Below are 26,755 nucleotides of genomic sequence, written 5' to 3' on the forward strand. Positions count from 1 at the left end.
GCAAGCGTGTCACACCAGCCCTGTCATCGCACGCTGCGATACTGGGGCAGCACTTGATTTCGCAGAGCGGGCCGCCACCTGAAGCGCTGCCCCTTGAACGATTCCACACCGGAGGATTTCCATGACGGCCATCTCGAAGACCTCACGCAACGCCCGCAACACCCGCAACACCCGCAGCGCCCTCAGCGCCCTCAGCGCCGCTGCGGCACTCGCCCTGACGCTCTCACTCAGCGGCTGCGGCTACAACGAGTTCCAGACCCTGGACGAGCAGGTCAACGCCAACTGGGCCGAGGTGCTGAGCCAGTACCAGCGCAGGGCCGACCTGATCCCCAACATCGTCAACACGGTCAAGGGCGAGGCCAACTTCGAGCAAGAGACCCTCACCAAGGTGATCGAGGCGCGCGCCAAGGCCACCAGCATCCAGGTCACACCCGAGCTGGCCAAGGACCCGGAGGCGCTGAAGAAGTTCCAGGCCGCCCAGGGCGAGGTGTCGAGCGCGCTGTCTCGCCTGCTGGTGGTCAGCGAGAACTACCCCAACCTCAAAGCCAACCAGGGCTTCCAGGATCTGCGCGTGCAGCTGGAAGGCACCGAGAACCGCATCACCGTGGCGCGCAACCGCTACATCAAGTCGGTGGCCGACTACAACGTGCACACCCGCCAGTTCCCCAACAACCTGACCGCCAAGGTGTTTGGTTATGAGGTCAAGCCCAACTTCACGGTGCAGAACGAGGCGGCGATCAGCAACGCCCCGGCCGTGAGCTTCGACAAACCGGCGTCCAAATAAGTCCGCCATGAGCAAGGCACTGCGGCTGCACCCGCTGCTCCTGCTCGGCGGGCTGCTCAGCCTGCTTCTGGCACTGGCCGGCGGGCCGGCGCGCGCGCAGGAGCTGCGCCCCGTGCCCGTGCTGACCCAGCAGGTGATGGACCAGACGGGCACGCTCAGCGCCGCGCAGCGCGAGGCCCTGACGAACAAGCTGGAGCGTTTCGAGCGCGAGAGCGGCTCGCAACTGGTGATCCTGATCGTGGCCAGCAGCCAGCCCGAGGACATTGCCGCCTTCGCGCAGCGCGTCGGCGATGCCTGGAAGATCGGCCGCAAGGATGTGGGCGACGGCCTGCTGATCGTGGTGGCCAAGAACGACCGCAAGGTGCGCATCGAAGTGGCCAAGGCGCTGGAAGGTGCCGTGCCCGATCTGGCCGCACGCCAGATCATCCAGAACGCTCTCAGCCCCGCGTTCAAGGCGGGTGACTATGCCGGCGGCTTGAACCTGGCAGTGGACCAGCTTCAAGCACGCATCCGCGGCGAAGCGCTGCCCGCGCCCGGCGCCACGCCGGCCCGAGGCACGGCGTCCGGCGATGGCGGCCTTGATTTCGAAACCCTGGGCGCCCTCTTCTTCATCGGCGTGCCCATGCTGGGCGCCCTGTTGTGCAGCATCTTCGGGCGCAAGCTCGGCAGCCTGTTCACCAGTGCGGTGGCGGGCTCGGCGGCCGGCTGGATGGCGTCCAGCGCGCTGATCGGCGGCTTGGTGGGATTTGTGGCCTTGATCGTGGTGGGCGTGATGGGCTTGGGGGGATCGCGGAGCCACAGCGTTCGCCGCGGTGGCCGAGGCCGCAGCGACAGTGGCCCCGTCATCTGGGGAGGGTCGGGCGGATCTTGGGGCGGAGGCGGCAGCAGCAGCGACAGTGGCGGTGGCGGTTTCAGCTCGGGCGGCGGCGGCGATTTTGGCGGCGGCGGCGCCTCGGGAGACTGGTGATGAACGCTGGATCGACAAGCAAGACAAGAAAGCAGGGCTGGCTGCGCTGGTGGCGCCACCGCTGGATGGACAGCCGGGATGCCGAGCGCGCCCTGCCCGATGCGGCACTGGCGCGCATCGAGGCCCTGGTGCGCGCCAGCGAGGCCCGTCATCAAGGCCAGATCTGCGTCTGCGTCGAGGCTGGCCTGCCCACCTCCTATTTGTGGAAAGGGCTGCAGGCGCGTGACCGCGCGATCACCTTGTTCGGCAAGCTGCGGGTCTGGGACACCGAGGCCAACAACGGCGTGCTGATCTATCTGCTGCTGGCCGACCGGGCCATCGAGGTGGTGGCCGACCGCGGCCTCAAGCCCTGCGTGAGCCCGCAACAATGGCAAGCCCTGGTGGGCTCGCTCGGCGAGGCTTTGAAGGCCGGCCAGTTCGAGCCCGGCCTGGCGGGCGCGGTGAACGGTGTGAGCGAGCTGCTCTGCCAGCATTTCCCGCTGCGGGACGGCGAGACCGCCCGCAACGAACTGCCCGACGCCGTGCTACGCCTTTGACCCTTTGCCTGCAGCCGCACCGCCCTGCGTTCGAAGCGGCTTCAGCCTGCCGCTGAATGTCTCCGTCAGCGGCTTGTGCCCCAGCGGCGGAAATTTGAGCTTGGCCTGGGGCACGCGCACATCCGGCAGCTGATCGAGCAGGTGGCGGATCAAGGTCAGGCGACCCTGGCGCTGGTCATTGAAATCCACCAGGGTCCAAGGCGCGTAGGTCTTGTGCGTGGCCGCCAGCATGCGCTCACGGGCCTGGCCGTACTCGGCATAGCGGGTGCGCGCCTCCAGGTCGATGGGCGAGAGCTTCCAGCGCTTGAGCGGGTCGGCCAGGCGCTCGGCAAAGCGCAGCTCCTGCTGCTCCTGGTCCACGCAGAGCCAGTACTTGAGCAAGAGGATGCCGTCGTCCACCAGGAGCTTCTCGAACACCGGCGCCTGCTGCAAAAAAGCCTCGGTCTGGGCCGGCGTGCAAAAGCCCATGACGCTCTCAACCCCGGCACGGTTGTACCAGCTGCGGTCGAACAGCGCGATCTCGCCCGCGGAGGGCAGATACGGCACATAGCGCTGAAAGTACCAGGCGCCCTGCTCCCGCTCGCTGGGTTTGCCCAGGGCCACGGTGTGGCACTGGCGCGGGTTCAAGGTCTCCGAGATCGCTGCGATCGTGCCGCCCTTGCCGGCCGTGTCGCGCCCCTCGACCAGCACCACCAGGCGCTTGCCACTGTGCTGCAGCCACTGCGCCATGGCATTGAGCTCCAGCTGCAGCGGCGCCATGCGCTCGAGGTATTCGGACTTGTTGAGCATGCTCGGTTCAGACCTGGGTTTGGTCTTGCTGCTGTTCTTGCTGTCTTTCTTGCCGGCCATGACACCTCCGAGATCGGTCTGAGGCGGCCAGCATACGTGCTCAGCTCAAGCCTGCACGAGCGTCTGCATGCCCACCCAGCTCTCACCGGGCGCGAGCTGCACGGGCTGGCGGATCTGGGCTGCTTCGATGCAGAGCATGTGCTGGTAGCCATCGGCCGGCATGTCGGTCAGCTGGGCGCATTTCTCGGCACCGGGGTTCCAGACCACGGTGTCCTCAAAACCCTGCTGGCGGATCAGCAGCTGGCGGCCGCGGTTGATCAGCTGTTCCTTGAGGGTCAGGTCTTGCTTGAGGCCGTGGTAGATGCGGTCGAGATCGCCGCCCGGCAGCAAGAGTTCGACCCGCTGGCGCTTGAGCTCGCCGCCGGCAGCGCTGTCCTCGTACTGCAGGCCGCTCAGGCCTTCGACACTGCTGGAGTCCAGATCGTGGACGCGCAAATAGGTGTGCAGTGCGCTGGTAAAGTCGAAGGCGGTGTCGCCCTTGTTCTCACAGGCCAGCTCGATCTGCAGCTCGCGGCCGCTGATGCGCACGCTCAGCTCCAGCTCAAAGGCGTGGGGCCAGAACATGCGGCTGGCCGCATCGTCGGTCAGGCGCAGCACCGCCAGCGCATCGTCCGCGCCCTGCTCGGCCGACACCAGCTGCCAGGGCTTGCTGCGGGCGAAGCCATGGCGCTTGAGCGGGCCGCGGGTGGAGAACTGCGGAAAGATCACCGGCACGCCGCCGCGGATCGCCTCGCCATTGGCATAGGCCGTCTTGGGCGACACGTAGAGCTGCTCCTCGCCGCCGGCGGGCACCCAGGAGAGCAGGTGCGCGCCGTGCAGCAGCACCGTGGCACGCGCGCCATCCGGCGACTTCAGCTCGATCGCATCGAGGCCCTGGTGGCGGGAGATGGCAATGGGTTGGGGCGTGGCGGCGGTCATGGCGGTTCTCTCGGCGGCAGAGGGGCGAAGGGAGGCGAAGGGAGGCGAAAGGGGAGAAAAGGGAAAGGGGGAATGGAGAACTTCAAATGGACAACGCCCGCCGGACTTGCGTCGGCGGGCGCTGAGGTTCCGGCCGGCAACCTGGGTTCCCGGCGGAAGCGTCTTGCAGATTACTTCTGACGGAACTTGCGCAGCGCCGCGATCTGGGCCGCCATGGCGGCGAACTCGCTTTGCGCGGCGGCAAAGTCGATGTCGCTCTTGGCGTTCTTCATCGCTTCCTCGGCCAACTTCTTGGCTTCGGTGGCCTTGGCTTCGTCCAGGTCCTTGCCGCGGATGGCGGTGTCGGCCAGCACGGTCACCGTGCCCGGCTGCACTTCCAGAATGCCGCCGGCGACGAAGACGAACTCTTCGCTGCCATCGGCCTTCTCGATGCGCACGGCACCCGGCTTGATGCGGGTGATCAGGGGGGTGTGCTTGGGCAGGATGCCCAGCTCACCACCTTCACCCGGCAGCGCGACGAACTTGGCTTCGCCGGAGAAGATCTGCTCTTCGGCGGAGACCACGTCAACATGAATGGTTGCCATGATTTGTATCGTCCTTAGCGTTGAAAAAGAGAGTTAGAGGGAACTGCCGCCGAGGGCTTGAGCCCCGCGGCGGCGAACTTCCATCAACCCAGCTTCTTCGCCTTTTCGAACGCTTCGTCGATGGTGCCAACCATGTAGAACGCTTGTTCCGGCAGGTGATCGCACTCGCCAGCCACGATCATCTTGAAACCACGGATGGTTTCTTTCAGCGGCACGTACTTGCCCGGCGAGCCGGTGAACACTTCAGCGACGTGGAAGGGCTGCGACAGGAAGCGCTGGATCTTACGGGCTCGAGCCACGATCAGCTTGTCTTCCGGTGCCAGCTCGTCCATACCCAGAATGGCGATGATGTCGCGCAGTTCCTTGTAGCGCTGCAGGATGCCCTGCACCGCACGGGTGGTCGAGTAATGCTCTTCGCCGATCACGTTCGGGTCGATCTGACGCGAGGTCGAGTCCAGCGGGTCCACGGCGGGGTAGATACCCAGCGAAGCGATGTCACGCGACAACACGACGGTGGCGTCCAAGTGGGCGAAGGTCGTGGCAGGCGAGGGGTCGGTCAAGTCATCCGCTGGCACGTAGACGGCCTGGATGGAGGTGATCGAACCGACCTTGGTCGAGGTGATCCGCTCTTGCAGACGGCCCATTTCCTCGGCCAGCGTCGGCTGGTAGCCCACGGCGGAAGGCATACGGCCCAGCAGTGCGGACACTTCGGTACCGGCCAGGGTGTAGCGGTAGATGTTGTCCACGAAGAACAGCACGTCACGGCCTTCGTCACGGAAGGATTCCGCAATGGTCAGACCGGTCAGGGCCACGCGCAGACGGTTGCCCGGAGGCTCGTTCATCTGACCGTAGACCATGGCGACCTTGGAGTCTTCGAGCTTCTCGAGGTTCACGACGCCCGAATCGGCCATCTCGTGATAAAAGTCGTTGCCCTCACGGGTACGCTCGCCCACACCCGCAAACACCGACAGACCGCTGTGGGCCTTGGCGATGTTGTTGATGAGTTCCATCATGTTCACGGTCTTGCCCACACCGGCGCCACCGAACAGACCCACCTTGCCGCCCTTGGCGAACGGGCAGATCAAGTCGATCACCTTGATGCCGGTTTCCAGCAGGTCTTGCGAGGGGCTCAGTTCGTCGTAGGCGGGAGCAGCGCGGTGGATCGAAGCGATTTGGGCTTGATCAACCGGGCCACGCTCGTCGATGGGCGAACCCAGCACGTCCATGATGCGACCCAGGGTGGCCTTGCCGACCGGCACCTGGATGTTTTCGCCGGTGTTGTACACCTGCGAACCGCGACGCAGACCGTCCGACGAGCCCAGAGCAATGGTACGCACCACGCCGTCGCCCAGCTGTTGCTGAACTTCCAGCGTCAGGGCGGAGCCTTCCATCTTCAGCGCGTCATAGATCTTCGGCATCTGGTTGCGCGGGAACTCCACGTCCACCACGGCGCCAATGCACTGAACGATCTTGCCAACCGCGTTGGTTTGAGTGTTCGACATATCGATTCCTTCAATCAGTATTCGTTGCGTATGGTTTGGCGAGCAGCGGGATCTATCAACCCACCGCGGCCGCGCCACTGACGATTTCGCTCAGTTCCTTGGTGATGGCGGCCTGGCGGGTCTTGTTGTAGACCAGCTTCAGCTCACCAATCAAGGTGCCGGCGTTGTCGGTTGCGGCCTTCATCGCCACCATGCGTGCCGATTGCTCGGACGCCATGTTTTCCGCCACAGCCTGATAAACCAGCGCTTCGGTGTAACGCACCAAGAGCTCGTCGATCACGGTCGCCGCGTCGGGTTCGTAGATGTAATCCCAAGCGTGCGAGGCCTTGGAGCCTTCAGCGCCACCGGCCAGACCCTCGGCGCTCAGCGGCAGCAGCTGCTGCACAACCGGCTCCTGCTTCATCGTGTTGATGAAACGGGTGTAGCACAGGTAGACCGCCGAGAGCTTGCCTTCCGCGTACGCGTCGAGCAAAACCTTGACCGGGCCGATGATCTTCTCGATGTGCGGCTGGTCACCCATCTGCGTCACATGCGAAACGACCTTGGCGCCGATGCGGTTCATGAAGCCCAAGCCCTTGTTGCCGATGGCAACGACTTCAGCCTTCTGACCGCCCGCTTCCAGGTCTTTCAACTTGGCCGTGGCTGCGCGCAACAGATTGGTGTTCAAACCGCCGCACAGACCCTTGTCCGTCGTGACCACCACGAAACCGACCTGCTTGGCCGACTCGTTCGTCGCCATGAAGGGGTGCTTGTACTCGGGGTTGGCCTTGGAGAGATTGGCGGCGATGCTGCCGATCTTCTCGCTGTAGGGCCGAGCCGAGCGCATCCGTTCCTGCGCCTTGCGCATCTTGGACGCAGCGACCATTTCCATGGCCTTGGTGATCTTCTTGGTGTTCTCGACCGACTTGATCTTGCCGCGAATTTCCTTGCTTGATGCCATGATTTCTCCTGTTCAGATGGGGCGGTTCAGCGCGTGGTGCTTGTTCCGCCCCGTCATGGGCATTAAGCGAAGGACTTCTTGAACGTCGTGATGGCGGCGTTCAACTCGGCTTCCGCATCCTTGTCCATGGCCTTGTCGGCTTCCAGCTTGGCCAGCAGAGCGGCGTGGCTGGTCTTCAGGAACTGGTGCAGGCCGTGTTCGAAAGCCAGAACCTTCTTCACGTCCAGGCTGTCCATGAAACCCTTGTTCACCGCGTACAGCGTGGCAGCCATCAGGCTGATCGGCAGCGGCGAGTACTGAGCTTGCTTCAGCAGTTCGGTCACGCGGGCACCGCGGTCCAGCTGCTTGCGGGTGGACTCGTCCAGATCGGAAGCGAACTGCGCGAACGCAGCCAGTTCACGGTACTGCGCCAGGTCGGTACGGATACCGCCGGACAGGCCCTTGATCAGCTTGGTCTGAGCAGCGCCACCGACGCGCGACACCGAGATACCGGCGTTGATCGCGGGACGGATGCCAGCGTTGAACAGATTGGTTTCCAGGAAGATCTGGCCGTCGGTGATCGAGATCACGTTGGTCGGCACAAAGGCGGACACGTCACCGGCTTGGGTTTCGATGATGGGCAGCGCGGTCAGCGAACCGGTCTTGCCCTTCACTTCACCCTTGGTGAATGCTTCGACGTAGTCGGCATTCACGCGAGCGGCACGCTCCAGCAGACGGCTGTGCAGGTAGAACACGTCGCCCGGGTAGGCTTCACGGCCCGGCGGACGGCGCAGCAGCAGCGAGACCTGACGGTAGGCCACAGCTTGCTTGGACAGATCGTCATAAATGATCAGCGCGTCTTGACCGCGGTCGCGGAAGTACTCGCCCATCGTGCAGCCCGAGTAGGCCGAGACGTACTGCATGGCCGCCGATTCAGACGCAGAGGCGGCCACGACGATGGTGTAGTCCATCGCGCCGTTGGCTTCCAGAGCCCGCACCACGTTCTTGATCGACGAAGCCTTCTGGCCGATCGCGACGTAGATACAGGTCATGTTCTGACCCTTCTGGGCCAGGATGGCGTCGATGGCGACGGCGGTCTTGCCGGTCTGGCGGTCACCGATGATCAGCTCGCGCTGGCCACGGCCGACGGGCACCATGGAGTCGATGGACTTCAGACCGGTCTGCACCGGCTGGTCCACGGACTTACGTGCGATCACGCCAGGCGCGACCTTTTCGATCACGTCGGTCAGCTTGGCGTTGATCGGGCCCTTGCCGTCGATCGGCTCGCCCAGGGCGTTGACGACGCGACCCACCAGCTCGGGGCCGACGGGCACTTCCAGAATGCGACCCGTGCACTTGACGGTGTTGCCTTCGGAGATGTGCTCGTAAGCGCCCAGAATCACGGCGCCGACGGAGTCGCGCTCGAGGTTCAGAGCCAGGCCGTAGGTCGGCTTGCCATCGGCACCGGCCGGGAACTCCAGCATTTCGCCTTGCATCACGTCAGACAGACCATGGATGCGGCAGATGCCGTCGGACACGGACACGACCGTGCCCTGGTTGCGGACGTCCGTCGATGCACCCAGACCCTCGATGCGGGACTTGATGACTTCGGAAATTTCAGCAGGATTCAAATTCATTGCTATGGCTCCCATCTGGACTAGCGTCTGTTGCCAGAGCGGTAGACACAGGGATGAACGAAAGGGGGTGGCGTTGCGCTCGTGCCCGAAACTCAGGCGGTGAGCGCCACTTTCATGCGCTCCAGGCGGGACTTGACCGAGGTGTCGAGCACCTCATCGCCAACCACCACCCGGATGCCGCCAATCAATGCCGGCTCCAGCGTGACTTGGGCTTGCAGCTTGCGAGCGAAGCGCTTTTCCAGCGCCGCCACGACCTCGGCCAGCTGAGCCGGCTCGATCGGGTAGGCGCTGTAAATGGTCGCATCAGCCACACCTGCGGCGGCATTGGCGAGCGCATGGAACTGCGCTGCCACGGCCGGCAAGGCTGCCAGGCGACCATTGGCGATCACTTCACGCAGAAAACTCTGCATGCCGTCGGCCAAGGCCAGGCCCGTGGCTGCCGTCATGATGGCAAGCACTTGCTCGGGCTGGGCCTTGGGGCTGTCAGCGAACTGGCGCAGCTCGGCGTCTTGCGCCACCTGGGCCAGCGCAGAAATCTGCTGGCCCCAGGCCTTGACGTCAGACTTCAGCGCCACTTGGTAGAGCGCTTCCGCGTAAGGACGGGCAATGGTTGCGAGCTCAGCCATGATTACAGCTCCGTCTTCAGACGGCCCAGCAACTCGGCATGGACGCTGGCGTTGACCTCGCGCTGCAGAATTTGCTCGGCACCCTTGACGGCCAGTGCGGCGACCTGCTCGCGCAGGGCCTCACGGGCACGTGCGGCTTGCTGCTCGGCTTCAGCCTTGGCAGCGGCCACGATCTTGGCGCCTTCTTCTTCTGCACGCACTTTGGCAGCGTCCACGATGGCAGCGGCACGCTTTTCAGCGTCAGCCAATTGCTTGGTGGTTTCACCGCGCGCTTGGGCCAGTTGCTCGTCGACCTTCTTGTTGGCCGTGGCCAATTCAGACTTGGCCAGTTCAGCCGCCTTCAGACCGTCGGCGATCTTCTGCGCACGCTCATCCAGCGCCTTGGTGATCGGCGGCCAGATGAAGCGCATGGTGAACCAAACAAGGATCGCAAAAACGATCGCTTGCAGGAACAGGGTTGCGTTGATATTCACAGCACGATCCTTTCAACCGTGAAAGGTTGGCCGTTCAATTAGATGGCGAAGGGCTTGGCGAATGCGAACAGCAGAGCGATAGCCACGCCGATCAGGAAAGCAGCGTCGATCAGACCAGCCAAGATGAACATCTTGGTTTGCAGTTCGTTCATCAGCTCAGGCTGGCGAGCCGAAGATTCCAGGAACTTGCCGCCCATCAGTGCGATACCGATCGAAGCGCCCAGAGCGCCCAGACCAACGATGAGACCGCAAGCCAGCGCGACGAGACCGAGGATGTTTTCCATGATTAGCTCCAGAAGGGATAGAAAAAAGAAAAGGGAAAGGGAAAGGTCAAACGAAAAACTACAGACTGACTGCGATCAGTGCGCGTCGTGCGCCTGGCCGGTGTAGATCAGGGTCAGCATCATGAAGATGAAGGCCTGCAAGGTGATGATCAGGATGTGGAACAGCGTCCACACCGTGCCTGCCACCAAGTGACCCAGACCCAGCCAGAAGCCGCCCGACAAGGGGTTCAGCTCCCAGGCCCACACACCGCCCATCAAGGCAATCAGCATGAACACCAGTTCGCCGGCAAACATATTGCCGAACAGTCGCATGCCGTGAGACACGGTCTTGGCCGCGAACTCGATCATCTGCATCAGGAAATTGATCGGATACAGGAACCACTTGTCGCCGAAGGGCGCAGCCAGCAGCTCATGCGTCCAGCCGCCGATGCCCTTGATCTTCACGCTGTACCAGAAGCACACCAGCAGCACGCTGGTGGACAGGCCCAGGGTGGTCGACAGGTCGGCCGTCGGCACGACACGCATGTAGGCGTGGTGTGCGTCATGGCCCATGGCGGCGTAAGCGTGGGTCCAGGCAGCCGGCAGCAGGTCGACCGGCAGCATGTCCATGAAGTTCATCAGGAAGATCCAGACGAAGACGGTCAGCGCCAGGGGCGAGATCACCTTGCGGCTGGCGGCGTTGTGGATCACGCCCTTGGCCTGGTTCTCGACCATTTCAGCCAGGATTTCCACGGCAGCCTGGAAGCGGCCCGGCACGCCCGAGGTGGCCTTGCGCGCGGCGCGCCACAGGAAGAAGCAGCCGATCACGCCCAGCAGCACCGAATAGATCAGCGAGTCGAGGTTGAACAGGCTGAAATCAACAATGCTGGTCTGCTTGACCGCTTGGCCCGCAAAGTTCACTTGCATGTGCTGCAAGTGATGCTGGATGTATTCGCCCGCGTTCGGCGCGTGTCCTTCGGCTGCCATTGTCAGTTTCCGTCCCGCTTGGCGTGGCTTGCGGCCACGCGATTTTTGCTGAAACGACCCTGCAGAAGCAGGGCCACCCAATTAACTTTCAAACACCCGATTAGCCCAACCAGCAGTGCTGGCCAGTACAGCCCGGGCATCCATTTCGCAGCCGCTGCCAAGATGGCAACGGCCAACATGATCTTGACCAGCTCCCAGAACATGAAGCCCAGCACCGCAGCGCCAGGAATCCCCCTGAAGAGCCCGGTCATGCCCCATGCCATCAAGGCATTGGGCAGAACCACCGCGGCCACGCCACACAGGGCCGACCGCGCTTTCCCCATTCCACCGAGGCCGCTGTCGCCCATCAACCAGGCACCCAGCCCCCAGAGCACGGTCAGCAGCACGCCAATCACGGCCTGCGCCCCCACCACCCGCCAGGGCGACAAAGGCGGATGCTGCGCCACCAGGGCTTGAGCCTCCTCACGCGTGAGCGTCTTGAAAGCAGCCTCGGCGGCCCCATCATGGGAACCATCCTCAGACACCTCGTCATCCCAAGCCAGCTGCCTGAACTTGCGCTCAGGCGACAACCCCGGCGACAGGGTCAGCGAACTTGCAGGCTGGGCTGTTTTCGAACCTTCGGCTGGGCCGGACGTTGGCGATCGCTCTGATCGCTGATCCCCGGCCCTGGCACCCGAATGTCCGCCCAGTTCATCGCCTTCAAATTCGCTCATGAATGGATGACGGCTGTCGGCAAAACCCAAAGATTATATGTGGAAACCCGTAGGCTGGGAAAGCCAGCGCCACCGGGAGCCCTCCCAAACCCCTGCCGAAGCCCCTCGCCCGAGGCCGGAAAACCGATGCCAAGCAAGCTTCAAAGCGCCCGCCGGCCGGCTTTTCCAGGCCCTGCGGCATGATCTTCAAGGACCATGACTTTTGACTGACAGCCCTGCAAGTCCGAGGGGAATGGGCGCCCGATTTTGGGGCGCCTGCAGTTCAGAGCTTGAGCCGATTCGGCGCCCAACCGGGCACCTCGACCCGCATCTGCAGCACACAGCCGGCCCAGGGCTGGGCGGCGCGCTCCTCGGCCGGGCGGCCGTCGCTGGCGGTGGTGATGTAGAGCGTACGCAGATCGGCACCACCGAAAGTCGGCATGGTCGGGCAACGCACCGGCAGCTTGACCTCCATCAAGACCTGCCCCTCGGGCGAGAGCCGCAGCAGGCGCTGGCCTTCGTACATGGCCACCCAGTAGCAGCCTTCCTGGTCCACGGCTGCGCCGTCGGGCCGGCCACCGTAGCTGTCCAGCGATAGGCCGGCCGCACGCGGCTCGAAGCGCACCCAGGTCTGGCGCGCTCCCAACGCACCGGTCTCGGCATCGAAAGGCAGGCGGTAGATTTCATGCGCCTTGGTGTCGGACCAATACATCCAGGCCTGACCCGGGCTCCAGGCCAGGCCGTTCGAGGTGGTGATGCCGCCTTCGGCGCGCACAAAGCCGGCTGACCCATAACGGTACAGCGCAGCGTCAGGCGCCCGGGCATCGTCGATGCCGCCGACCCAGAGCCGGCCCTGCGCATCGGGCTTGCCGTCGTTGAAGCGCTGGCGCGCCGGGTCGTACGGCGGCGGCGCCAGCAGACTGCAGGCACCGCTTTCCAGATCCAGTCGGAACAGCCCCTGGCGCTGCGCCACGGCCAATCCACCGCCCTCGATCAGCGCGATACAGCCTGGCTCACTGACCATGGGCCATTGCCGCAACTCGCCCGAGGCGGGATGCAGGCGCAACACCTGCTTGGCCGGAATGTCGACGTAGTAGAGCGCCTGCTCCTCCACGCTCCACAGCGGCGATTCACCCAGCAAGGCCGGCGTCGGGCCAGCAGGCGTGATGGTGTAGAGCGGGGTCGAGGTTTCTGAATTCATGGCGATCGAGGCGGGGTCGGAGGCGGGATGCAACACCCCATGCTACGACCGTAACCCGATGAAACTCAGACCCGCGCCGCGATTGATGCGCGGCGACCCTCAGGCCAGTTCGACACGGAGGTAGTGCGCACCCGGGATCGGGTTGAAGTAATACGGCGGCACGGCCTCGAAACCCAGACTCTCGTACAGGCCGCGAGCGGCCTCCATATCGTCCAGGGTGTCCAGCAGCATGCTGGAATAGCCGGCCTGGGTGGCGCGGTCGATCAAGGCCTGGGCCAGCATGCGCCCGAGGCCGAAGCGGCGGAAGGCCGGGCGGACAAACAGGCGCTTCATTTCGCAGGCGTTGGGGTAGTCAACCTCGGGCAGGTTGCGAAACCCGCCGCAACCGGCCACGGCGCCATCCACCAGCGCCAGCAGCATCAAGCCGCCGGGCGGCTCATACTGGCCGGGCAGCGAGGCCAGTTCGGCCTCGAAATCCTGGAAGCACAGGTCCACCTGCAAGCTGGCGCTGTAATCGCGCAGGATCTCGCGCGTGGCGGACCAGGCTTCAGCGTCGTCCGGGGTGATCAGGGTGATGCGAGGGCTTTCCATGCAGCGCTGCAGTGTACTGGCCACCTGCCTCACGTGGGCGGGGCCGGCGTCACCAGCAGATAGACCCCGGCGGAACAGGCCAGCAACAAGGTCAGCGCAAACAGGCGTGTGGCCCAGCTGTCGGCACTGGCCGGCACGGCAGCAGGCAGATGCTTGTCGCCCGAGAGCATGGGGCCGATCAAGTCCTGGCGGCGCCGCAGGCGGTAGAAGGCGATCGCCAGCAGGTGCAGGCCCAGCAACAGGAACAGCCCCCATTGCCCGTAGCTCTTGTGATAGTGGGTCCAGGCCAGGCTCACCTCAGAGCTGACCCAGGCGACGAGCGGGCCGCTGAAGGCGATCTCGTCATCTGCGATCAGGCCCGAGCCCACTTGCAGGCCCAGCCAGGCCAGCATGGCCAGCACCGAGAAGGCGCCCAGCGGGTTGTGGCCCACATCGAAATGATCGCCCTCGCGCGGCTGTCCGCGCAAATAACGGAGCAGAGCGGCGGGGCTGTAGAGAAAGCTGGCAAAGCGCGACCAGCGCCCGCCCACGAGGCCCCAAGCCAGACGAAAGCCCAGCAAGGCCAGCACCGCATAGCCCAGGCGCGCATGCCAGATCATGGCGTTGCCACCGACCTTGGCGCTGAGCACCGAGCCCAGCACGCACAGCGCCAGCGCCCAATGGAACAAACGGGTCGGCAGGTCCCAGACCCGCACCTGCACACCCACCCTCGCCGAGTCCTCAGACATGGACGGACCTCCTTTTGCCACCTGGCAACGCAAGCACCCAGGCATGCGGCCTCACAGCTGGCAACGATAACCCAGCGGCGACGCGACGGCAGCCCCGCACAAGTTCCAGGTCTTCCGTACACTCAGCGCGCCGGCCCTGGGCCGACGCTTCTTTCTCTTGTTGTTCGTTCATTCCTGCCTTCCTTCCTCTGCCACAAGGACCTCACGCACCATGAAGAAGATCTCGATGAAGCACGCCCTCAGCCTGACCCTCCTGAGCGTCGCCGCCCTCGGCACCAGCCTGCCGGCACAGGCCCAGTTTCAAAAACCCGAGGATGCCATCAAGTACCGCAAAGCCGCCTTCACCCTGATTGGTGCGCATTTCAGCCGCATGGGCGCCATGGTCCAGGGCCGCGCCCCGTTTGATGCTGCGGCTGCGGCGAGCAATGCCGAGATCGTCGCCAGCCTCTCGCGCCTGCCTTTCCACGGCTTTGTCGAAGGCACGGCCAGCAAGGACAAGGGCGGCGCCAAGGCCGAGATCTGGAGCGAGCGCGCCAAGTTCGACGAAGCCGCCAAAAAGATGCAGGACGAGGTCGCCAAGCTGGCTGCGGCCAAACCCGCGACCGTGGAACAGCTGAAGGCCAGCTTCGGTCCGGCCGCCAGCACCTGCAAGTCCTGTCACGACATCTTCCGCAACGAATAAGCGGCCGCGCTGACGGCCCGCCCTGGATTTCAGGGCTGACCGTTGGCACCGTGGGCCATGAAGGCCGGGCGCTGCTCCAGGCGCTGCAGGTAGGCGCGGGCCGCCGGCACCTCGGGCCGGCCCGCCTCGTCCAGCGGCGCCACGCGCCAGCGCTGCAAGGACAGGCCCAGCACCACATCGGCCAGGGTGAAGGTCTCGCCGCAGACATAGGCGCCGGTCCGGGCCAGCTGCGCGTCGAGGATCTGCACATGGCGGTGCCAGCCCGCCACGCCTTGGGCCAGCAGTTGCGGGTCCTGGTGCGCCGGGCTCTGGCGCACCAGGCTCATGAAGGCATAACGCCAGGCGTTGTTGAACTCGCCGGCCTGCCAATCCATCCACTGCTCGACCTGCGCTCGCGCTCGAGGCGCTTCCGGGAGCAGGTCGTGGCGCTGCTCGCGCGCCACCAGGTAGCGGCAGATGCTGTTGCTCTCCCAGAGCACGAAATCGCCGTCGCACAGCACCGGCACCATGGCATTGGGGTTGAGGCGGCGGAACTCGGGCGTGTCGGTGGCGGCAAAGCCCGCGCCCCAGTCCTGGCGCTCAAACTCAAGCCCCAGCTCGGCCAAGGTCCACAGCACCTTGCGGACATTGATGGAGCTGGCTTTGCCCAGCAATTGCAGCGTCATGGTGCTGACGTCCCTTCGAGCTTCAAGGGAATCAAAGTCGGACTTCGCCCTCGATCAGGGGCACGACATCGCCGCCGATCCAGGTGGCCTCGTCGTCGCGCAAGACATGGATGCGGCCGGCACGCGCCAGCTTGGCGCCCTGGGCTGCGGTGTAACGCATGGGCGCCAGGCCCGCATCCATCAACCACAGGGCCAGGCCGGCGTTGAAGCTGCCGGTGACCGGGTCTTCCGGCACACCGAGATCTGGCACAAAGGCCCGCACCTCGAACTGCTGGGGCGAGCCCGAAGGGTAGGCGCCGACCACGCCGAGCTTCAGGCCCTGCATGGCCGCGAAATCGGGCTGCAAGGCCAGCACCGCCTCGGCCGAGGCCAGGCGGGCCGCCATCCAGCCCGGACCGTTGTCCACCCACACCACATCGAGCACCGCCTCGGCGGGCAGGCGCAGCGAGCGCAAGACCTGCTCATGCAGCTCAGGCGCCACCGGGCCCGAGCGCTTGAGCGGCGGTGCCGCAAAAGCCAGGCGTTCGCGCTTGTGATCGCCGCCTCGCTTGATCGTCACCAGGCCGATCTCGCATTCCTGCACCACCCGCCCCTTGTGCTTGGGCACACCGCCGGCAGCCAGCCAGCAGTGGGCCGAGCCCAGCGTCGGGTGGCCGGCAAAGGGCAGCTCGCCACCGGGGGTGAAGATGCGCAGCCGGTAATCCGCCTCCGGCTGCGTGGGCGGCAGCAGAAAAGTGGTTTCGCTGAGGTTGGTCCAGCGGGCAAAGCTGGCCATGGCGGCGTCGCTGAGCCCCTCGCCGTCGATGACGACGGCCAGGGCATTGCCCAGCAAGGGCATGGCGGTGAAGACGTCGACTTGGGCGAAGCGGCGGCTTTGCAAGCTCATGGCGTGGGCTGTGCGCCGTTGTCCAGCGCGTCGCGCAGCACCTTGCCCAGAATGGCCACACCTTCCTCAATCTGCGGCGGCGTCAGGGTCACAAAGGACAGACGCAGGGTGCGCGGGTCGGGGTTCTGGGCGTAGAAGGCCGCGCCGGGCACGAAGGCGATGCCGGCATCCACTGCCTTGGGCAGCAGGTCCATGGCATTCAGGCCTTCGGGCAGGCGGATCCAGAAGAACATGCCGCCCTTGGGGCTCTGCCAGACGCAGCCCGGCGGCAGGTGCTTCTTCAGACCCTCGGCCATGGCATCGCGGTTGGCCTTGTAGCGGGCGCGGATCAGCGGCACATGCTCGTCGAGGAAGCCGTTCTTGACCACCTCGTAGACCACGCGCTGATTGAAGCCCGGGGTGTGCAGGTCGGCCGCTTGCTTGGCTTGCAGCAGCTTGGGGTAGAGCTCGCTCGGGGCAATGATGAAGCCCAGGCGGAAGCCGGGCGTCAGCACCTTGGAGAAGCTGCCCAGGTAGATGGTGCCTTCCGGCCAGAAGGAGGCCAGGGCCGGCAGCGGCGGCTCGTCAAACCAGAGGTCGCCGTAGGGGTTGTCTTCGATCACCGGCACGTTGGCGGCCTTGGCCGCGGCCATCACGGCCTGACGGCGCTCCAGGCTCATCACCCGACCGGTGGGGTTCTGGTAATTGGGCAGCAGGTAGGCAAAGCGGGTGCCGGGCGCATCGTGCGGCAGGCGGGCAAACTCGGCCGGGTCCACGCCTTGCTCGTCACTGGCCAGGCTCACGAAGTTGGGCTCGTAGGGCGTGAAGGCCTGCAGGGCGCCGAGGTAGGTGGGCGTCTCGACGGCCACCGGCGCGCCGGCATCGCAGAGGATCTTGCCGACCAGATCCAGGCCTTGCTGGGAGCCGCTGGTGATCAGCACCTGATCGGGGCTGACCGTCATGCCCAGGCTGGCCATGCGCTGGGCCACCCATTCGCGCAGGGGGCCGAAGCCCTCGCTGGCGGCGTACTGCAGGGCTTCCTTGGCGTTCTTGCTCAGCACCTCGTCGCAGGCCGCCTTCAGCGCGTCGACCGGGAACGTCTCGGCCGAAGGCAGGCCGCCGGCCATGGACAGGATGCCCGGCTTTTCGGTGACCTTGAGGATCTCGCGAATGATGGACGGGTTCATGCGCGCCGCGCGGCGGGCTTGGTTCCAGATGCTGCTCATGCTTCTTGTCTCCTGCGTATTCAACAACAATTCATTCAAGGAAGGCGATTCGGTCACTGCGTGGATTCTTGCGTGCCTGATGTCGGCACCGCCCTCGTGGGGGCAAGCTCACCCGGGCTCTCATTCAGGCTTTTACCATCGTGCAGGGCGATCTCGGCGCCATCCAGCATCCAATCGACCGCCGCGCGTGCCTGCAGCACGGTCGAGTCGAAAAAAGGCAGGGGGCTCAGCGCCTGCGCCGCCTCATCGAGCAAGAGCCCGACCTCGGTGCAGCCCAGGATCACGCCTTCGGCGCCGCGCGCGGCCAGCTCGGTGACGCAGTCCAGGTACAGGGCCCGCGACGACGCGTTCAACTGGCCGCGGCACAGCTCGTCGTAAATGATGCGGTGGACCTCGGCCGCCGCTTCGGTCGGCGGGGTCAGCAATTCGATGCCATGGCGGGCCATGCGCTGCTGGTAGAAGGAGTCAGCCGCCATGGTGTAGCGCGTGGCCAGCAGGCCGACCCGGCGCAAACCCTGGGCCTGCAGGGCCGCGGCGGTGGCATCAACAATGTGCAGCAAGGGCAAACCGGCTTGCGCCTGCAGCTCATCGGCCACCTTGTGCATGGTGTTGGTGGCCAGCAGCAAGGCCTGGGCGCCCGCCGCTTTGAGCCCGGCGCCGGCCGCGCCCAGCAGGCGGGCGGCCGCGGCCCAGTCGCCGCGCGCCTGCATCGCTTCGATCTCGGCGAAGTCCACGCTGTGCATCACGAGCCGGGCACTGTGCAAGCCGCCCAGGCGGGCCGCCACCTCACGGTTGAGCAGCGCGTACAGATGCGCGCTCGATTCCCAACTCATGCCCCCGAGGATGCCCAGCAATTTCATGAGCCCAGTCTAGCGGCCTCAACCAATACAGACCCAATACACTTCGCCGCACATTTTTAGAATCTGTATCGGTATGAGCACCAGCACAGCTTTGTCCCGCAGCGCCAGCCTGCCCTTGGCCCAGCAGCTGGCCCTGCGGTTTTCCGAACGCATCCAGCAGCGCTTGATCCTGCCCGGCGCCCGCCTGCCCTCGGTGCGTGAGTGCGCGCGCCACCATGGCGTCAGCCCCTACACCGTGGTGGCGGCCTACGACCAGTTGCTGGCTGCCGGCCTGCTGGAAGCGCGCAAGCAGCGCGGCTTTTTTGTGCGCGAGGTCCACGCCCCCCGGGCCAAGTCGGCGCCGGCCCAGACCGCGACGGCCACCCCGGCACCCATCGATGCCAGCGCCTTGATCCGCGGCATGTTTCAGGCCGACGCCCGCCACGCCCCAGGCCTGGGCACCCTGCCCGGCGATTGGTTGGACCTGCCCATGCTGCAGAGCGCCATGCGCCGCGTCGTCAGCCAGAGCGAGGAACCCGATCAACTGGCCCTGCAGTACGGCGAGCCCGGCGGCGACCCGCGTCTGCGCAGCGCCTTGAGCCGGCGCCTGGAGGACCTGGGCGTGCACGCGGCGCCTGAGCAGATCATCAGCACCGTGGGCGCCACCCATGCCCTGGACCTGATCACGCGCTGCCTGCTGACCCCGGGAGACGCTGTGCTGGTGGACGATCCCGGCTGGGCCATCGAGTACGCGCGCCTGTCGCAAGCGGGTATGCGCCTGCTGCCGGTGCCGCGTGGGCCGCAGGGGCCCGACCTGGAGGTCATGGCCCGGCTGATCGCCGAGCACCGGCCGCGCATGTATGTGACCGTCTCGGTGCTGCACAACCCCACGGGCAACAGCCTGTCACTCGCCAGCGCGCACCAGATCCTCAAGCTGGTCGAAGCGGCCGACATGCTGGTGGTCGAAGACGACACCTATGCCTTTCTGGCACCCAACCATGTGCCGAGGCTTTCGGCCCTGGACGGGCTCAAGCGCACGATTTACGTCTCCGGGTTCTCCAAGATCCTGACCCCGGCCTGGCGGGTCGGTTTTGTCGCCGCCAGCGCCAAGATCGTGCATCAGCTGACCGAGCTGAAGCTGCTGTCCACCTTGACCACCAGCCCGATGATGGACCGGGCCGTGGCCATCTGCCTGGAGCAAGGCCAGCTGCGCCGCCATGCAGAACGGGTGATCTCGCGCCTGGACGCCGCGCGGCAGCGTGCCGTGCGCCTGGCCGAAGAGGCGGGCTGCCAGTTCGTGACCCCGCCGCAAGGCCTGTTCGGTTGGTTGGAAGTGGGCGTGGACACCGAACGCCTGGCCCAGCGCATGCTGGACGCCGGCTGGCTGATCGCGCCCGGCTTGCTGTTCAGTCCGACACGACGCGCCGGCACCCTGATGCGCATCAATTTCGCCACCTCGCAAGACGCGCGCTTCTGGCGCCTGCTGGCCGAGCTGCGCAAGGCCTGAATCCGGGGCGGTGCTTCAGGCCAGGCAGCGCGGCTGGGCCGGGCTGCAAAAGGTGTCCGCCATCGGCTCGTTGATGCGTGCGGGCAGGGCCGCGTCGGCCTCGACCGGCCGCAAGGCCAGTTCGGCCATGCCGCTGCCACACGAAGCCAGGCTCAGGGCCAGCGCGGCCACCACCACGGCCGGACACAACCAGATCAACTCACGCAAACCGGCGCGCAACCAGTAATGTTTGGATTTCATCTGCATGGCCTCATCCCTCGTCGGTTCTTGAAATCTTGTTGCGTGGGAAATTATCCCACCCAAAAAGACAGGAGTTCAAGTACCGCCTGTCGCCGCGGCGACCGCCGCGGGCGGCATTCGTACATGGCTCGAGGTACTACAAACGTCGCGCGACCCGAAAACAACGCGCCACGGGGCTAACATCGCCCTTTTCGGCCCCCTTCCACGGGGAATTCACCGTTTCGTGCAGCCGTCCTTCCCCGTTTCCTGGTCATGAGTGCCCCCGCGAACAACGAGCTCCGTTTTCTGGTCGTCGATGCCCTGACGGGTGTTCAGACCTTTGCCCGCCAACTGCTGGAAGGCTTTGGCTTTCCCTCCCATTCCATCCGCAATGCTGGCGACACCGCCTCGGCCTTGACGATTGGCCTGGAATTCAAGCCCGATTTCCTTATCACCGACTGGTTCCCCAAGGCCGATCTGAGCGGCATCGCGCTCTTCCAACGACTGAAAACAGTCAACCCCGGTTGCCGCCTCGCCCTGCTGAGCTTCGAGATCACGCCGGCGCATGAGGCCGAGGCCGCGGCAGCCGGCTCGCGCTTTCTGCTGCGCAAGCCCTTCACCGCCGATGACCTCAAGACCACCATGCGCCGTTCGCTGGAGCAACTGGCTCAGGAACGCCCGGAGCTGGCGCAGCGACTGAATGCCGTGATGAAGGCACAACAAGGTCCCGGCCATCTGCCACCCAAGATCGTGCTTCCGCCCTTGCCGCCGCAGCTGCGCGCGGGCGACAAGGTCAAGTACGAGGGCCAGTCCGATACCGTGCAGTACGTCGTGGTGCGCAGCGGTGAGTTGGTCGTGCAGCTCAAGAACAAGACCGAGCTGATTCCGGCCCACAAGCTGCAGCGCCTGTGAACTCCGAAGACAGGGCGCGTGTCCGCGATGAACTCCCGGCCGCTTTGGCTGCCGCCTGGTGGGGCGGGCCCTTGCTGGATGCCGGCGCCTGGCCGATCGATCCCCCAGACTCCGCGCTGATCGATTGCGCCCAGCAAGATCTGGCGCGCCGCCTGGGCTGCAATCAGGCCCATGAGCCCCAAGCATGGAAGAGCGGCGGCCCCTCGCGCACAGCGGCATTGGGCCATGCCGCCCTGCCCCCACGCGGCGTGCGCCGCAGCCCGGCCACCCTGCACGATTTGCGCTTGAACCGCCCCGGCATCGAGGCCGAAATCGCCCTGCGCCTGGGCCAGGATGTCGATGCCGCACGGGCTGCCACGCTGGACGGCCCGCAGGCCGCGGCCCTGGTGGACGGCATGACCGTCTCGGCCGAGCTGGTCAGCTCACGTTGGCTGCAAGCACAGGCCGCGCCGGCCTGGCTGCGCCAGGTCGATGCACTCTCGCATGGCGCCCTGGTGCTGGGCGACTGGTTGCCGCCGCAAGCCGGGCGTGACTGGGCCCAGCAGGTCTGCGAAATCCAGCGCAACGACGAGGCGCCGCAGCGCACCCGAGGCAGCCATTCCCTGGGCGATCCCTTCTGGCTGCTGCCGCAATGGCTGCGCCATGCCACCCGCGAGGGTCAGGTCGTGCCTGCCGGCTCGGTGGTCACCACCGGCGCCTGGCTGGTGATGCCCGATCTGGCGGCGGGCGACCGGCTGTGGGTCCGCTTCGAGGGCCTGGGCGAGGTGCAGGTTCAGCTCTGAAGCAGCGCGACGCCCGAGCCCTCAAGCCCTCAAACAAAGGCCAGGACCAGCAGCAAGACCGGATACGGCAGGGCCACGGTCGGGCGCAAGGCCGACTTCAGGTACTCCAGCATCAGCGCCACGCTGCCCGGCCGCTGCTTCAGCCACTCGCTGTGCAGCTGAAACGCCGCAGCTGTCGGGGCGGGCTCACGCAGCAGGCGCTCGACGCGCAGCAGGCGATCGGACAAGCGCGATTGGAAGGTCTTGAGCACGCCCTCCTGAAGCCACAGCAGCGGCAGCAGCACCCAAAGCCAGCTCGCACCCCAGGCCAGGCCGCACAAGACCAGGGCGGAGAGCTTCAGCGCCAAGGCACCGAACTCGTAGCACTCGTGCGCGCGGAACAAGGCCTGCCATTCCTGGCCCAAGGCCTGCGCGCGGTCCGGGTCCGCCAGCGCCGTCATTTCGCTTCCAGCACTTCCCAGCGCTCCATCAGACCCAGCAGCTCGTCGTCGATCTGCGCGGCGCGGTCGGTCACTTCGGCGATGCGGGCCGCACCCTGGCTGTAGAGCTCGGTGCCGCCCAGCAGCGCGTGCAGCTGCTTCTGCTCGGCTTCCAGCGCCGCCACCTTGGCGGGCAGCTCGTCCAGCTCGCGCTGCTCCTTGTAGCTGAGCTTTTTCTTGTGGGCCACCACAGCTGCGGGCGCTGGCGCGGCGACCGGCACGGGGGCCGGAGCAGCTGCGGGTGCCGACTTGGCGGCCAGGGCCGCTGCGCGCTTGGACTGGATCAGCCAGTCCTGCACGCCGCCCTCGTACTCGCGCCAGCGACCATCACCTTCGTTGACGATGGTCGAGGTGACCACGTTGTCGAGGAAGCGGCGGTCATGGCTGACCAGGAAGACCGTGCCGTCGTAATCGGCCAGCAGCTCTTCGAGCAGCTCAAGGGTTTCGATGTCGAGGTCGTTGGTCGGCTCGTCCAGCACCAGCACATTGGCCGGGCGGGCAAACAGGCGGGCCAGCAGCAAGCGGTTGCGCTCGCCGCCGGAGAGGCTCTTGACCGGCGAATTGGCGCGCGCGGGCGAGAACAAGAAGTCGCCCAGATAGCTCTTTACATGCTTTTTCTGCGTGCCGATCTCGATCCACTCGCTGCCGGGGCTGATGGTGTCGGCCAAGGTGGCGTCGAGGTTCAGCGTGTCGCGCATCTGGTCGAAATAGGCCACCGTCAGGCGGGAGCCCTGGCGCACCTCGCCGCTGTCGGGCGCCAGCTCACCGAGGATCATCTTCAGCAGCGTGGTCTTGCCGGCGCCGTTGGAGCCGACCAGTCCGACCTTGTCGCCGCGCAGGATGGTGGCGGTGAAGTCGCGCACGATGACGCGGTCGCCATAGCTCTTGCTGACGTTCTCCAGCTCGGCCACGATCTTGCCGCTGGCCGCGCCGGTGTCGATGTCCAGCTTGGCCTTGCCCTGCACATCGCGGCGCGCGGCGTGGGCCAGGCGCATGGCCTCCAGGCGCTGGATGCGGGCCACGCTGCGGGTGCGGCGGGCTTCCACGCCCTTGCGGATCCAGACCTCTTCCTGCGCCAGCAGCTTGTCGAAGCGGGCGTTGAACAGGGCCTCGTTCTCCAGCTCGTAGGCTTTGGCGGCGGTGAAGGCCGCGAAATTGCCCGGGTAGCCGCGCAGCTGGCCACGGTCCAGCTCGACGATGCGATTGGCCACATTGTCCAGAAAGGCCCGGTCGTGGGTGATCAGCAGCAGCGAGCCCTTGAAATCGTTGAGCAGACCTTCGAGCCAGGTGATGGCATCCAGGTCCAGGTGGTTGGTGGGTTCGTCCAGCAGCAGCACATCGGGCTGGGCGACCAGGGCGCGGCCCAGGGCCACACGCTTTTTCAAACCTCCGGAGAGCGAACCCACCACACGCGAGCCATCCAGGCCCAGGCGCTGCAAGGTTTCATCCACGCGCTGCTCCCAGGTCCAGCCGCCGATGTGCTCGATGCGCTCGCCGATCCACTCGAGATCGTCATTGGGGTCGTGGATTTCGTAGCGCTCGCGCAAAGCCTTGGCCTCGGCCACGCCTTCGCTGACCACGTCAAAAATGGTGGCTTCGGGCCGCAACAGTGGTTCCTGCGGCACATAGACGCTGGTCAGGCCTTGCTGCAGTTGCAGCAGCCCGTCATCGAGTTTCTCGATTTGAGCCAGCACTTTGAGCAGGGACGATTTGCCGGTGCCATTGCGGCCAATGAGGCCGACGCGCTCACCCATTTCGAGCGAGAAAGAAGCACCATCCAGCAGCGGCACATGGCCGAACGCGAGATGGGCATTGGAGATGGATAGGACTGCCATGGCGCGCATTGTCCCCGATGGACGAGGCCGGCCCCGAAACGGGACAGCCGGCGTGTGGCGGGCGCAGCGCAGCTGCTGGTTTCCCCTCCCCTTGATCCGGTGGGTCCCCCAGGGATTTCATGGGTTTGTCATTTCAAGCGGGCGGGTACAAGGAGAACACGTGCAGTCCTGCACGGTTTTGAAGACATGCAGGATCGCCGAAGACTTCGCCGAGCGCTCGCCGCGCGGCCTCTTGCCAACGCTTTTGAGGAGAACCCCAATGTCCGCACGTTCCATCTTTGCCCGCGCGCTGGTGCCGGCCGTGATCGCTGCCCTGGCTGCAGGCAATGCCGCGGCTGCCGACCTGACCGAAGGCTTCGACACCGTCCTGCCCGCCGGCTGGACCCAAAAGAACAACAGCGCCCCCATCGGCACCACCAACTGGTTCCAGGGCAATGCCACCGTCTTCACTTCGCAATCGGGCGCGGCCAATTCCTACATCGGCGCCAACTTCAACAACACGGCCGGCGCCGGCGAAATCAGCAACTGGCTGATCACCCCGACCCTGAGCTTCAACAACGGCGACACCCTGACCTTCTGGAGCCGCAGCGTCACCGATTCGCTCTACCCCGATCGCCTGGAAGTTCGCTTCAGCAATGTCGGCGGCACCGATGTCGGCAACACCGCCACCAGCGTTGGCAGCTTCAGCACCCTGCTGCTGAGCATCAACCCCAATCTGGAGCAAGGCGGCTACCCCGGTGAGTGGACCCAGTACAGCGCCACCATCAGCGGCCTGAGCGGTGCCACCAACGGCGCCATCGCCTTCCGCTACACCGTGAACTCGGGCGGCCCTGCAGGTGACAACTCCGACTACATCGGCATCGACAGCGTCAGCATCACCGCCGCCGTGCCGGAACCCAGCACCTACGCCCTGATGGCCCTGGGCCTGGGCGCCATCGGCCTGCGCCGCCGCAAGCAAATGCAAGACCGCTGATCGGTCGGTTGGTTTCCTCTCGGCCGGGACCCTGGCTGAGCCAGCCTCACAGCAACGCCCCGCTCTGCGGGGCGTTTTCATTGCGGGCGCTGATATGCGCGCCGGCGCTCAGGCCTGCAGCTCGACGCGATTGCGCCCGCCGGCCTTGGCGCGGTAGAGCGCACGGTCGGCGCGGCCAAACAGGCGGTCGGCATGATCGCCGGGCTGCCACAGCGCCACGCCGATGCTGGCGCTGCGCACGCCGGGTTCGGGCGAAGCTAGGTCGGTGGCCAGCACCGCGCGCAAGGCTTCGGCCTGCGCCAGGGCTTGCGTGGCATCGGCGGCCGCCAGCATCACGGTGAACTCTTCGCCGCCATAGCGGTAGGCGCGCCCCTGGGCCGGCAGCTGCATGCGCAGGCGCGCGGCAAACTGGCGCAGGGCGGCATCGCCAGCACGATGGCCATGCTGGTCGTTGAAGGCCTTGAAGTGGTCGATGTCGATCATCAACACGGCGAACGATCGCCCGGACTGCGCCGCGCCGGACAGGGCTTGGGCCATGTCCTCGTCGAGGGCACGGCGGTTCGCCAAACCGGTCAGACCATCGGTCAATGCCAGTTCACGCACCTCTTGCTCAGCGCGCATCTTGCACATCAGCAAAAAGCCCAGGCAACAAACCACCAGGTAGACAAAGCTGAATGCGAACAGTGGCTGCTGCCAGCCCGTGTGCAGATCGAGGTAGTCCGGCCTCGCCGCACCGAGGGCCAAAAACAGCGCGCGCGCCGGCAGCACCAAGCCCATGGCAAGATGGGCCAGGGCCACCAGGCTTTGCACGCGGGACAAGCCATCGGGCGCCGCAGCAGCAGCCGGCGCAGCGCTGTGCCGGTGACGCCACAGCACATGGGCATTGAGCAACTGCAGCAAGCCGTAGACAAAGCCGTTGAAGATGGTGGCGCCGACATAGCGGCCGCCAAAGGCCGTGCCGACCACGGTGACGGCCAGGCCCATCAAGAACAAAGGCGGCCAGCGCCAGCGCAGGCCGAGAAACTGCCGGATGGCCACGAACAGCAAGGCCACACTGAGCGCCCCCAGGGCATTGGCCACGCCGCCCGACAGCCATGTCGGCAAATGGCCCGCACCCGCCAGCAGAGAGTAGGCCAGCCCTTCGGCAGCAATGCCCCAGGTCCAGCAACGCAGACCATTGGCCTCGTCGGCCACGCCGCGCGCTAGCCACAACATCACGGCGATGGTGACCAGCAAGGCTGTTTGAGCCAGGAACAGGGTGCGAAGGTCCACAGCGGGCGATGGCGCAGGCAGTACGAGGGAGCGAAGGAGGGGCAGACGGGAGAGGCCTTGGCGGGCCCGCCCGCCCGCGAGAAAACCGCTGGGCGGAAATGCGCATGGTAGCCGGGCGGCGCCAGCGGCATCGCAGGAAATGCGCGCCCGGTTTCACGAACCCGCCGCTTGCGTGCGCCAGCGCACCGCCGCAGCGCCAGGCGGCCGCGCATGCTGAGGCCTCGATTCACCCCGGGGTTGCT

At 65.7% G+C, this 26,755-nt stretch carries 30 protein-coding genes; 8 read left to right on the top strand and 22 right to left on the bottom strand.

The annotated features are described in order from the left end of the window. Positions 1 to 121: 121 nt before the first annotated feature. Genes AC1Q6P_RS11055 through AC1Q6P_RS11065 form a run of 3 tightly spaced genes read left to right on the top strand, consistent with a single transcriptional unit; the run spans position 122 to position 2,287 of the window. On the top strand, positions 122 to 784 hold the full coding sequence (locus AC1Q6P_RS11055) for a LemA family protein (protein ID WP_492663975.1): 663 nt from the start codon (positions 122 to 124) through the stop codon (positions 782 to 784). Between the two features lie 7 nt (positions 785 to 791). Then, positions 792 to 1,751, top strand: coding sequence for a TPM domain-containing protein (locus AC1Q6P_RS11060; RefSeq protein ID WP_492663976.1), 960 nt, complete (start codon positions 792 to 794; stop codon positions 1,749 to 1,751). After that, positions 1,751 to 2,287 carry a TPM domain-containing protein gene (locus AC1Q6P_RS11065; protein ID WP_492663977.1) on the top strand — a complete coding sequence of 179 codons (537 nt, stop codon included), beginning with the start codon at positions 1,751 to 1,753 and terminating at the stop codon, positions 2,285 to 2,287. The genes AC1Q6P_RS11060 and AC1Q6P_RS11065 overlap by 1 nt, the downstream gene beginning before the upstream one ends. On the opposite strand, the gene ppk2 is transcribed toward AC1Q6P_RS11065, so the two are convergent. The 14 genes from ppk2 to AC1Q6P_RS11135 form a co-directional block, all read right to left on the bottom strand. Beyond that, a complete protein-coding gene (gene ppk2, locus AC1Q6P_RS11070; RefSeq protein WP_492663978.1) occupies positions 2,276 to 3,136 on the bottom strand; it encodes a polyphosphate kinase 2 in 861 nt (286 codons plus the stop codon). The two genes, AC1Q6P_RS11065 and ppk2, sit on opposite strands and share 12 nt — an antisense overlap. Before the next feature lie 45 nt (positions 3,137 to 3,181). Continuing rightward, positions 3,182 to 4,054, bottom strand: a complete 873-nt coding sequence (locus tag AC1Q6P_RS11075; protein WP_492663979.1) for a D-hexose-6-phosphate mutarotase — start codon at positions 4,052 to 4,054, stop codon at positions 3,182 to 3,184. A 170-nt stretch (positions 4,055 to 4,224) separates the two neighbouring features. Further along, a complete protein-coding gene (locus AC1Q6P_RS11080) occupies positions 4,225 to 4,638 on the bottom strand; it encodes a F0F1 ATP synthase subunit epsilon (protein WP_102769300.1) in 414 nt (137 codons plus the stop codon). Between the two features lie 83 nt (positions 4,639 to 4,721). Then, the gene (gene atpD, locus AC1Q6P_RS11085; RefSeq protein ID WP_171828713.1) at positions 4,722 to 6,146 is read right to left on the bottom strand and encodes a F0F1 ATP synthase subunit beta; all 1,425 of its coding nucleotides are present in this window, start codon (positions 6,144 to 6,146) and stop codon (positions 4,722 to 4,724) included. A 49-nt stretch (positions 6,147 to 6,195) separates the two neighbouring features. Beyond that, entirely contained in the window at positions 6,196 to 7,080 is an 885-nt protein-coding gene (gene atpG / locus AC1Q6P_RS11090; RefSeq protein WP_171828650.1) for a F0F1 ATP synthase subunit gamma, read from the bottom strand. A gap of 62 nt (positions 7,081 to 7,142) precedes the next feature. Continuing rightward, positions 7,143 to 8,696 carry a F0F1 ATP synthase subunit alpha gene (atpA, locus tag AC1Q6P_RS11095; RefSeq protein WP_102769297.1) on the bottom strand — a complete coding sequence of 518 codons (1,554 nt, stop codon included), beginning with the start codon at positions 8,694 to 8,696 and terminating at the stop codon, positions 7,143 to 7,145. Positions 8,697 to 8,788: 92 nt separating this feature from the next. Further along, a complete protein-coding gene (locus AC1Q6P_RS11100) occupies positions 8,789 to 9,322 on the bottom strand; it encodes a F0F1 ATP synthase subunit delta (RefSeq protein WP_102769296.1) in 534 nt (177 codons plus the stop codon). Positions 9,323 to 9,324: 2 nt separating this feature from the next. After that, positions 9,325 to 9,795 carry a F0F1 ATP synthase subunit B gene (locus AC1Q6P_RS11105; RefSeq protein WP_102769295.1) on the bottom strand — a complete coding sequence of 157 codons (471 nt, stop codon included), beginning with the start codon at positions 9,793 to 9,795 and terminating at the stop codon, positions 9,325 to 9,327. Between the two features lie 38 nt (positions 9,796 to 9,833). Further along, on the bottom strand, positions 9,834 to 10,079 hold the full coding sequence (gene atpE, locus AC1Q6P_RS11110) for a F0F1 ATP synthase subunit C (RefSeq protein WP_058721792.1): 246 nt from the start codon (positions 10,077 to 10,079) through the stop codon (positions 9,834 to 9,836). 75 nt (positions 10,080 to 10,154) lie between these two features. Beyond that, on the bottom strand, positions 10,155 to 11,045 hold the full coding sequence (gene atpB, locus AC1Q6P_RS11115) for a F0F1 ATP synthase subunit A (protein ID WP_102769294.1): 891 nt from the start codon (positions 11,043 to 11,045) through the stop codon (positions 10,155 to 10,157). Between the two features lie 2 nt (positions 11,046 to 11,047). Next, a complete protein-coding gene (locus AC1Q6P_RS11120; protein WP_492663980.1) occupies positions 11,048 to 11,758 on the bottom strand; it encodes an ATP synthase subunit I in 711 nt (236 codons plus the stop codon). Positions 11,759 to 12,020: 262 nt separating this feature from the next. Beyond that, on the bottom strand, positions 12,021 to 12,938 hold the full coding sequence (locus tag AC1Q6P_RS11125; protein ID WP_492663981.1) for an SMP-30/gluconolactonase/LRE family protein: 918 nt from the start codon (positions 12,936 to 12,938) through the stop codon (positions 12,021 to 12,023). A 99-nt stretch (positions 12,939 to 13,037) separates the two neighbouring features. After that, positions 13,038 to 13,529: a GNAT family N-acetyltransferase gene (locus tag AC1Q6P_RS11130; protein ID WP_102769292.1), complete on the bottom strand. Its 492-nt coding sequence runs from the start codon at positions 13,527 to 13,529 to the stop codon at positions 13,038 to 13,040. A 29-nt stretch (positions 13,530 to 13,558) separates the two neighbouring features. Continuing rightward, on the bottom strand, positions 13,559 to 14,257 hold the full coding sequence (locus AC1Q6P_RS11135; RefSeq protein ID WP_492663982.1) for a cytochrome b/b6 domain-containing protein: 699 nt from the start codon (positions 14,255 to 14,257) through the stop codon (positions 13,559 to 13,561). Positions 14,258 to 14,468: 211 nt separating this feature from the next. On the opposite strand from AC1Q6P_RS11135, the gene AC1Q6P_RS11140 reads away from it, so the two are divergent. Next, positions 14,469 to 14,939: a c-type cytochrome gene (locus AC1Q6P_RS11140; RefSeq protein ID WP_492663983.1), complete on the top strand. Its 471-nt coding sequence runs from the start codon at positions 14,469 to 14,471 to the stop codon at positions 14,937 to 14,939. 29 nt (positions 14,940 to 14,968) lie between these two features. Here AC1Q6P_RS11140 and AC1Q6P_RS11145 read toward each other — a convergent pair whose 3' ends face one another. From AC1Q6P_RS11145 to AC1Q6P_RS11160, 4 genes are read right to left on the bottom strand one after another with little or no spacing between them, the layout of a single operon-like run. After that, the gene (locus tag AC1Q6P_RS11145; protein WP_492663984.1) at positions 14,969 to 15,604 is read right to left on the bottom strand and encodes a glutathione S-transferase family protein; all 636 of its coding nucleotides are present in this window, start codon (positions 15,602 to 15,604) and stop codon (positions 14,969 to 14,971) included. Between the two features lie 31 nt (positions 15,605 to 15,635). Then, the gene (locus AC1Q6P_RS11150) at positions 15,636 to 16,484 is read right to left on the bottom strand and encodes a PhzF family phenazine biosynthesis protein (RefSeq protein ID WP_492664085.1); all 849 of its coding nucleotides are present in this window, start codon (positions 16,482 to 16,484) and stop codon (positions 15,636 to 15,638) included. Between the two features lie 2 nt (positions 16,485 to 16,486). Then, positions 16,487 to 17,695, bottom strand: coding sequence for an aminotransferase-like domain-containing protein (locus tag AC1Q6P_RS11155; protein ID WP_102769287.1), 1,209 nt, complete (start codon positions 17,693 to 17,695; stop codon positions 16,487 to 16,489). Positions 17,696 to 17,748: 53 nt separating this feature from the next. Beyond that, complete coding sequence (locus tag AC1Q6P_RS11160) at positions 17,749 to 18,555, bottom strand: aspartate/glutamate racemase family protein (protein ID WP_492663985.1); 807 nt, start codon at positions 18,553 to 18,555, stop codon at positions 17,749 to 17,751. Between the two features lie 73 nt (positions 18,556 to 18,628). On the opposite strand from AC1Q6P_RS11160, the gene AC1Q6P_RS11165 reads away from it, so the two are divergent. Further along, positions 18,629 to 20,041, top strand: coding sequence for an aminotransferase-like domain-containing protein (locus AC1Q6P_RS11165; RefSeq protein WP_492663986.1), 1,413 nt, complete (start codon positions 18,629 to 18,631; stop codon positions 20,039 to 20,041). 15 nt (positions 20,042 to 20,056) lie between these two features. Here the strand turns inward: AC1Q6P_RS11165 and AC1Q6P_RS11170 are convergent, their stop codons facing one another. Beyond that, entirely contained in the window at positions 20,057 to 20,287 is a 231-nt protein-coding gene (locus AC1Q6P_RS11170; RefSeq protein WP_492663987.1) for a hypothetical protein, read from the bottom strand. Positions 20,288 to 20,533: 246 nt separating this feature from the next. On the opposite strand from AC1Q6P_RS11170, the gene AC1Q6P_RS11175 reads away from it, so the two are divergent. Both AC1Q6P_RS11175 and AC1Q6P_RS11180 read left to right on the top strand, forming a co-directional pair. Next, positions 20,534 to 21,172, top strand: a complete 639-nt coding sequence (locus tag AC1Q6P_RS11175; RefSeq protein ID WP_492663988.1) for a response regulator — start codon at positions 20,534 to 20,536, stop codon at positions 21,170 to 21,172. Beyond that, positions 21,169 to 21,954 (top strand): fumarylacetoacetate hydrolase family protein, encoded by a 786-nt coding sequence (locus AC1Q6P_RS11180; protein ID WP_492663989.1) that lies wholly within the window; start codon positions 21,169 to 21,171, stop codon positions 21,952 to 21,954. The genes AC1Q6P_RS11175 and AC1Q6P_RS11180 overlap by 4 nt, the downstream gene beginning before the upstream one ends. Positions 21,955 to 21,983: 29 nt before the next feature. Here AC1Q6P_RS11180 and AC1Q6P_RS11185 read toward each other — a convergent pair whose 3' ends face one another. Together AC1Q6P_RS11185 and AC1Q6P_RS11190 are read right to left on the bottom strand one after the other, a co-directional pair. Then, positions 21,984 to 22,394 carry a hypothetical protein gene (locus AC1Q6P_RS11185; RefSeq protein WP_171828640.1) on the bottom strand — a complete coding sequence of 137 codons (411 nt, stop codon included), beginning with the start codon at positions 22,392 to 22,394 and terminating at the stop codon, positions 21,984 to 21,986. Continuing rightward, positions 22,391 to 24,268: an ATP-binding cassette domain-containing protein gene (locus AC1Q6P_RS11190; protein ID WP_492663990.1), complete on the bottom strand. Its 1,878-nt coding sequence runs from the start codon at positions 24,266 to 24,268 to the stop codon at positions 22,391 to 22,393. The genes AC1Q6P_RS11185 and AC1Q6P_RS11190 overlap by 4 nt, the downstream gene beginning before the upstream one ends. 259 nt (positions 24,269 to 24,527) lie before the next feature. Here AC1Q6P_RS11190 and AC1Q6P_RS11195 point away from each other — a divergent pair, with 259 nt between their 5' ends. Further along, complete coding sequence (locus AC1Q6P_RS11195; RefSeq protein WP_171828638.1) at positions 24,528 to 25,241, top strand: choice-of-anchor J family PEP-CTERM protein; 714 nt, start codon at positions 24,528 to 24,530, stop codon at positions 25,239 to 25,241. 108 nt (positions 25,242 to 25,349) lie between these two features. On the opposite strand, the gene AC1Q6P_RS11200 is transcribed toward AC1Q6P_RS11195, so the two are convergent. Further along, positions 25,350 to 26,513: a GGDEF domain-containing protein gene (locus AC1Q6P_RS11200; RefSeq protein ID WP_271007300.1), complete on the bottom strand. Its 1,164-nt coding sequence runs from the start codon at positions 26,511 to 26,513 to the stop codon at positions 25,350 to 25,352. Positions 26,514 to 26,755 lie beyond the last annotated feature (242 nt).

This window comes from Roseateles sp. GW835-FHT13E02 (genome assembly GCF_058794035.1).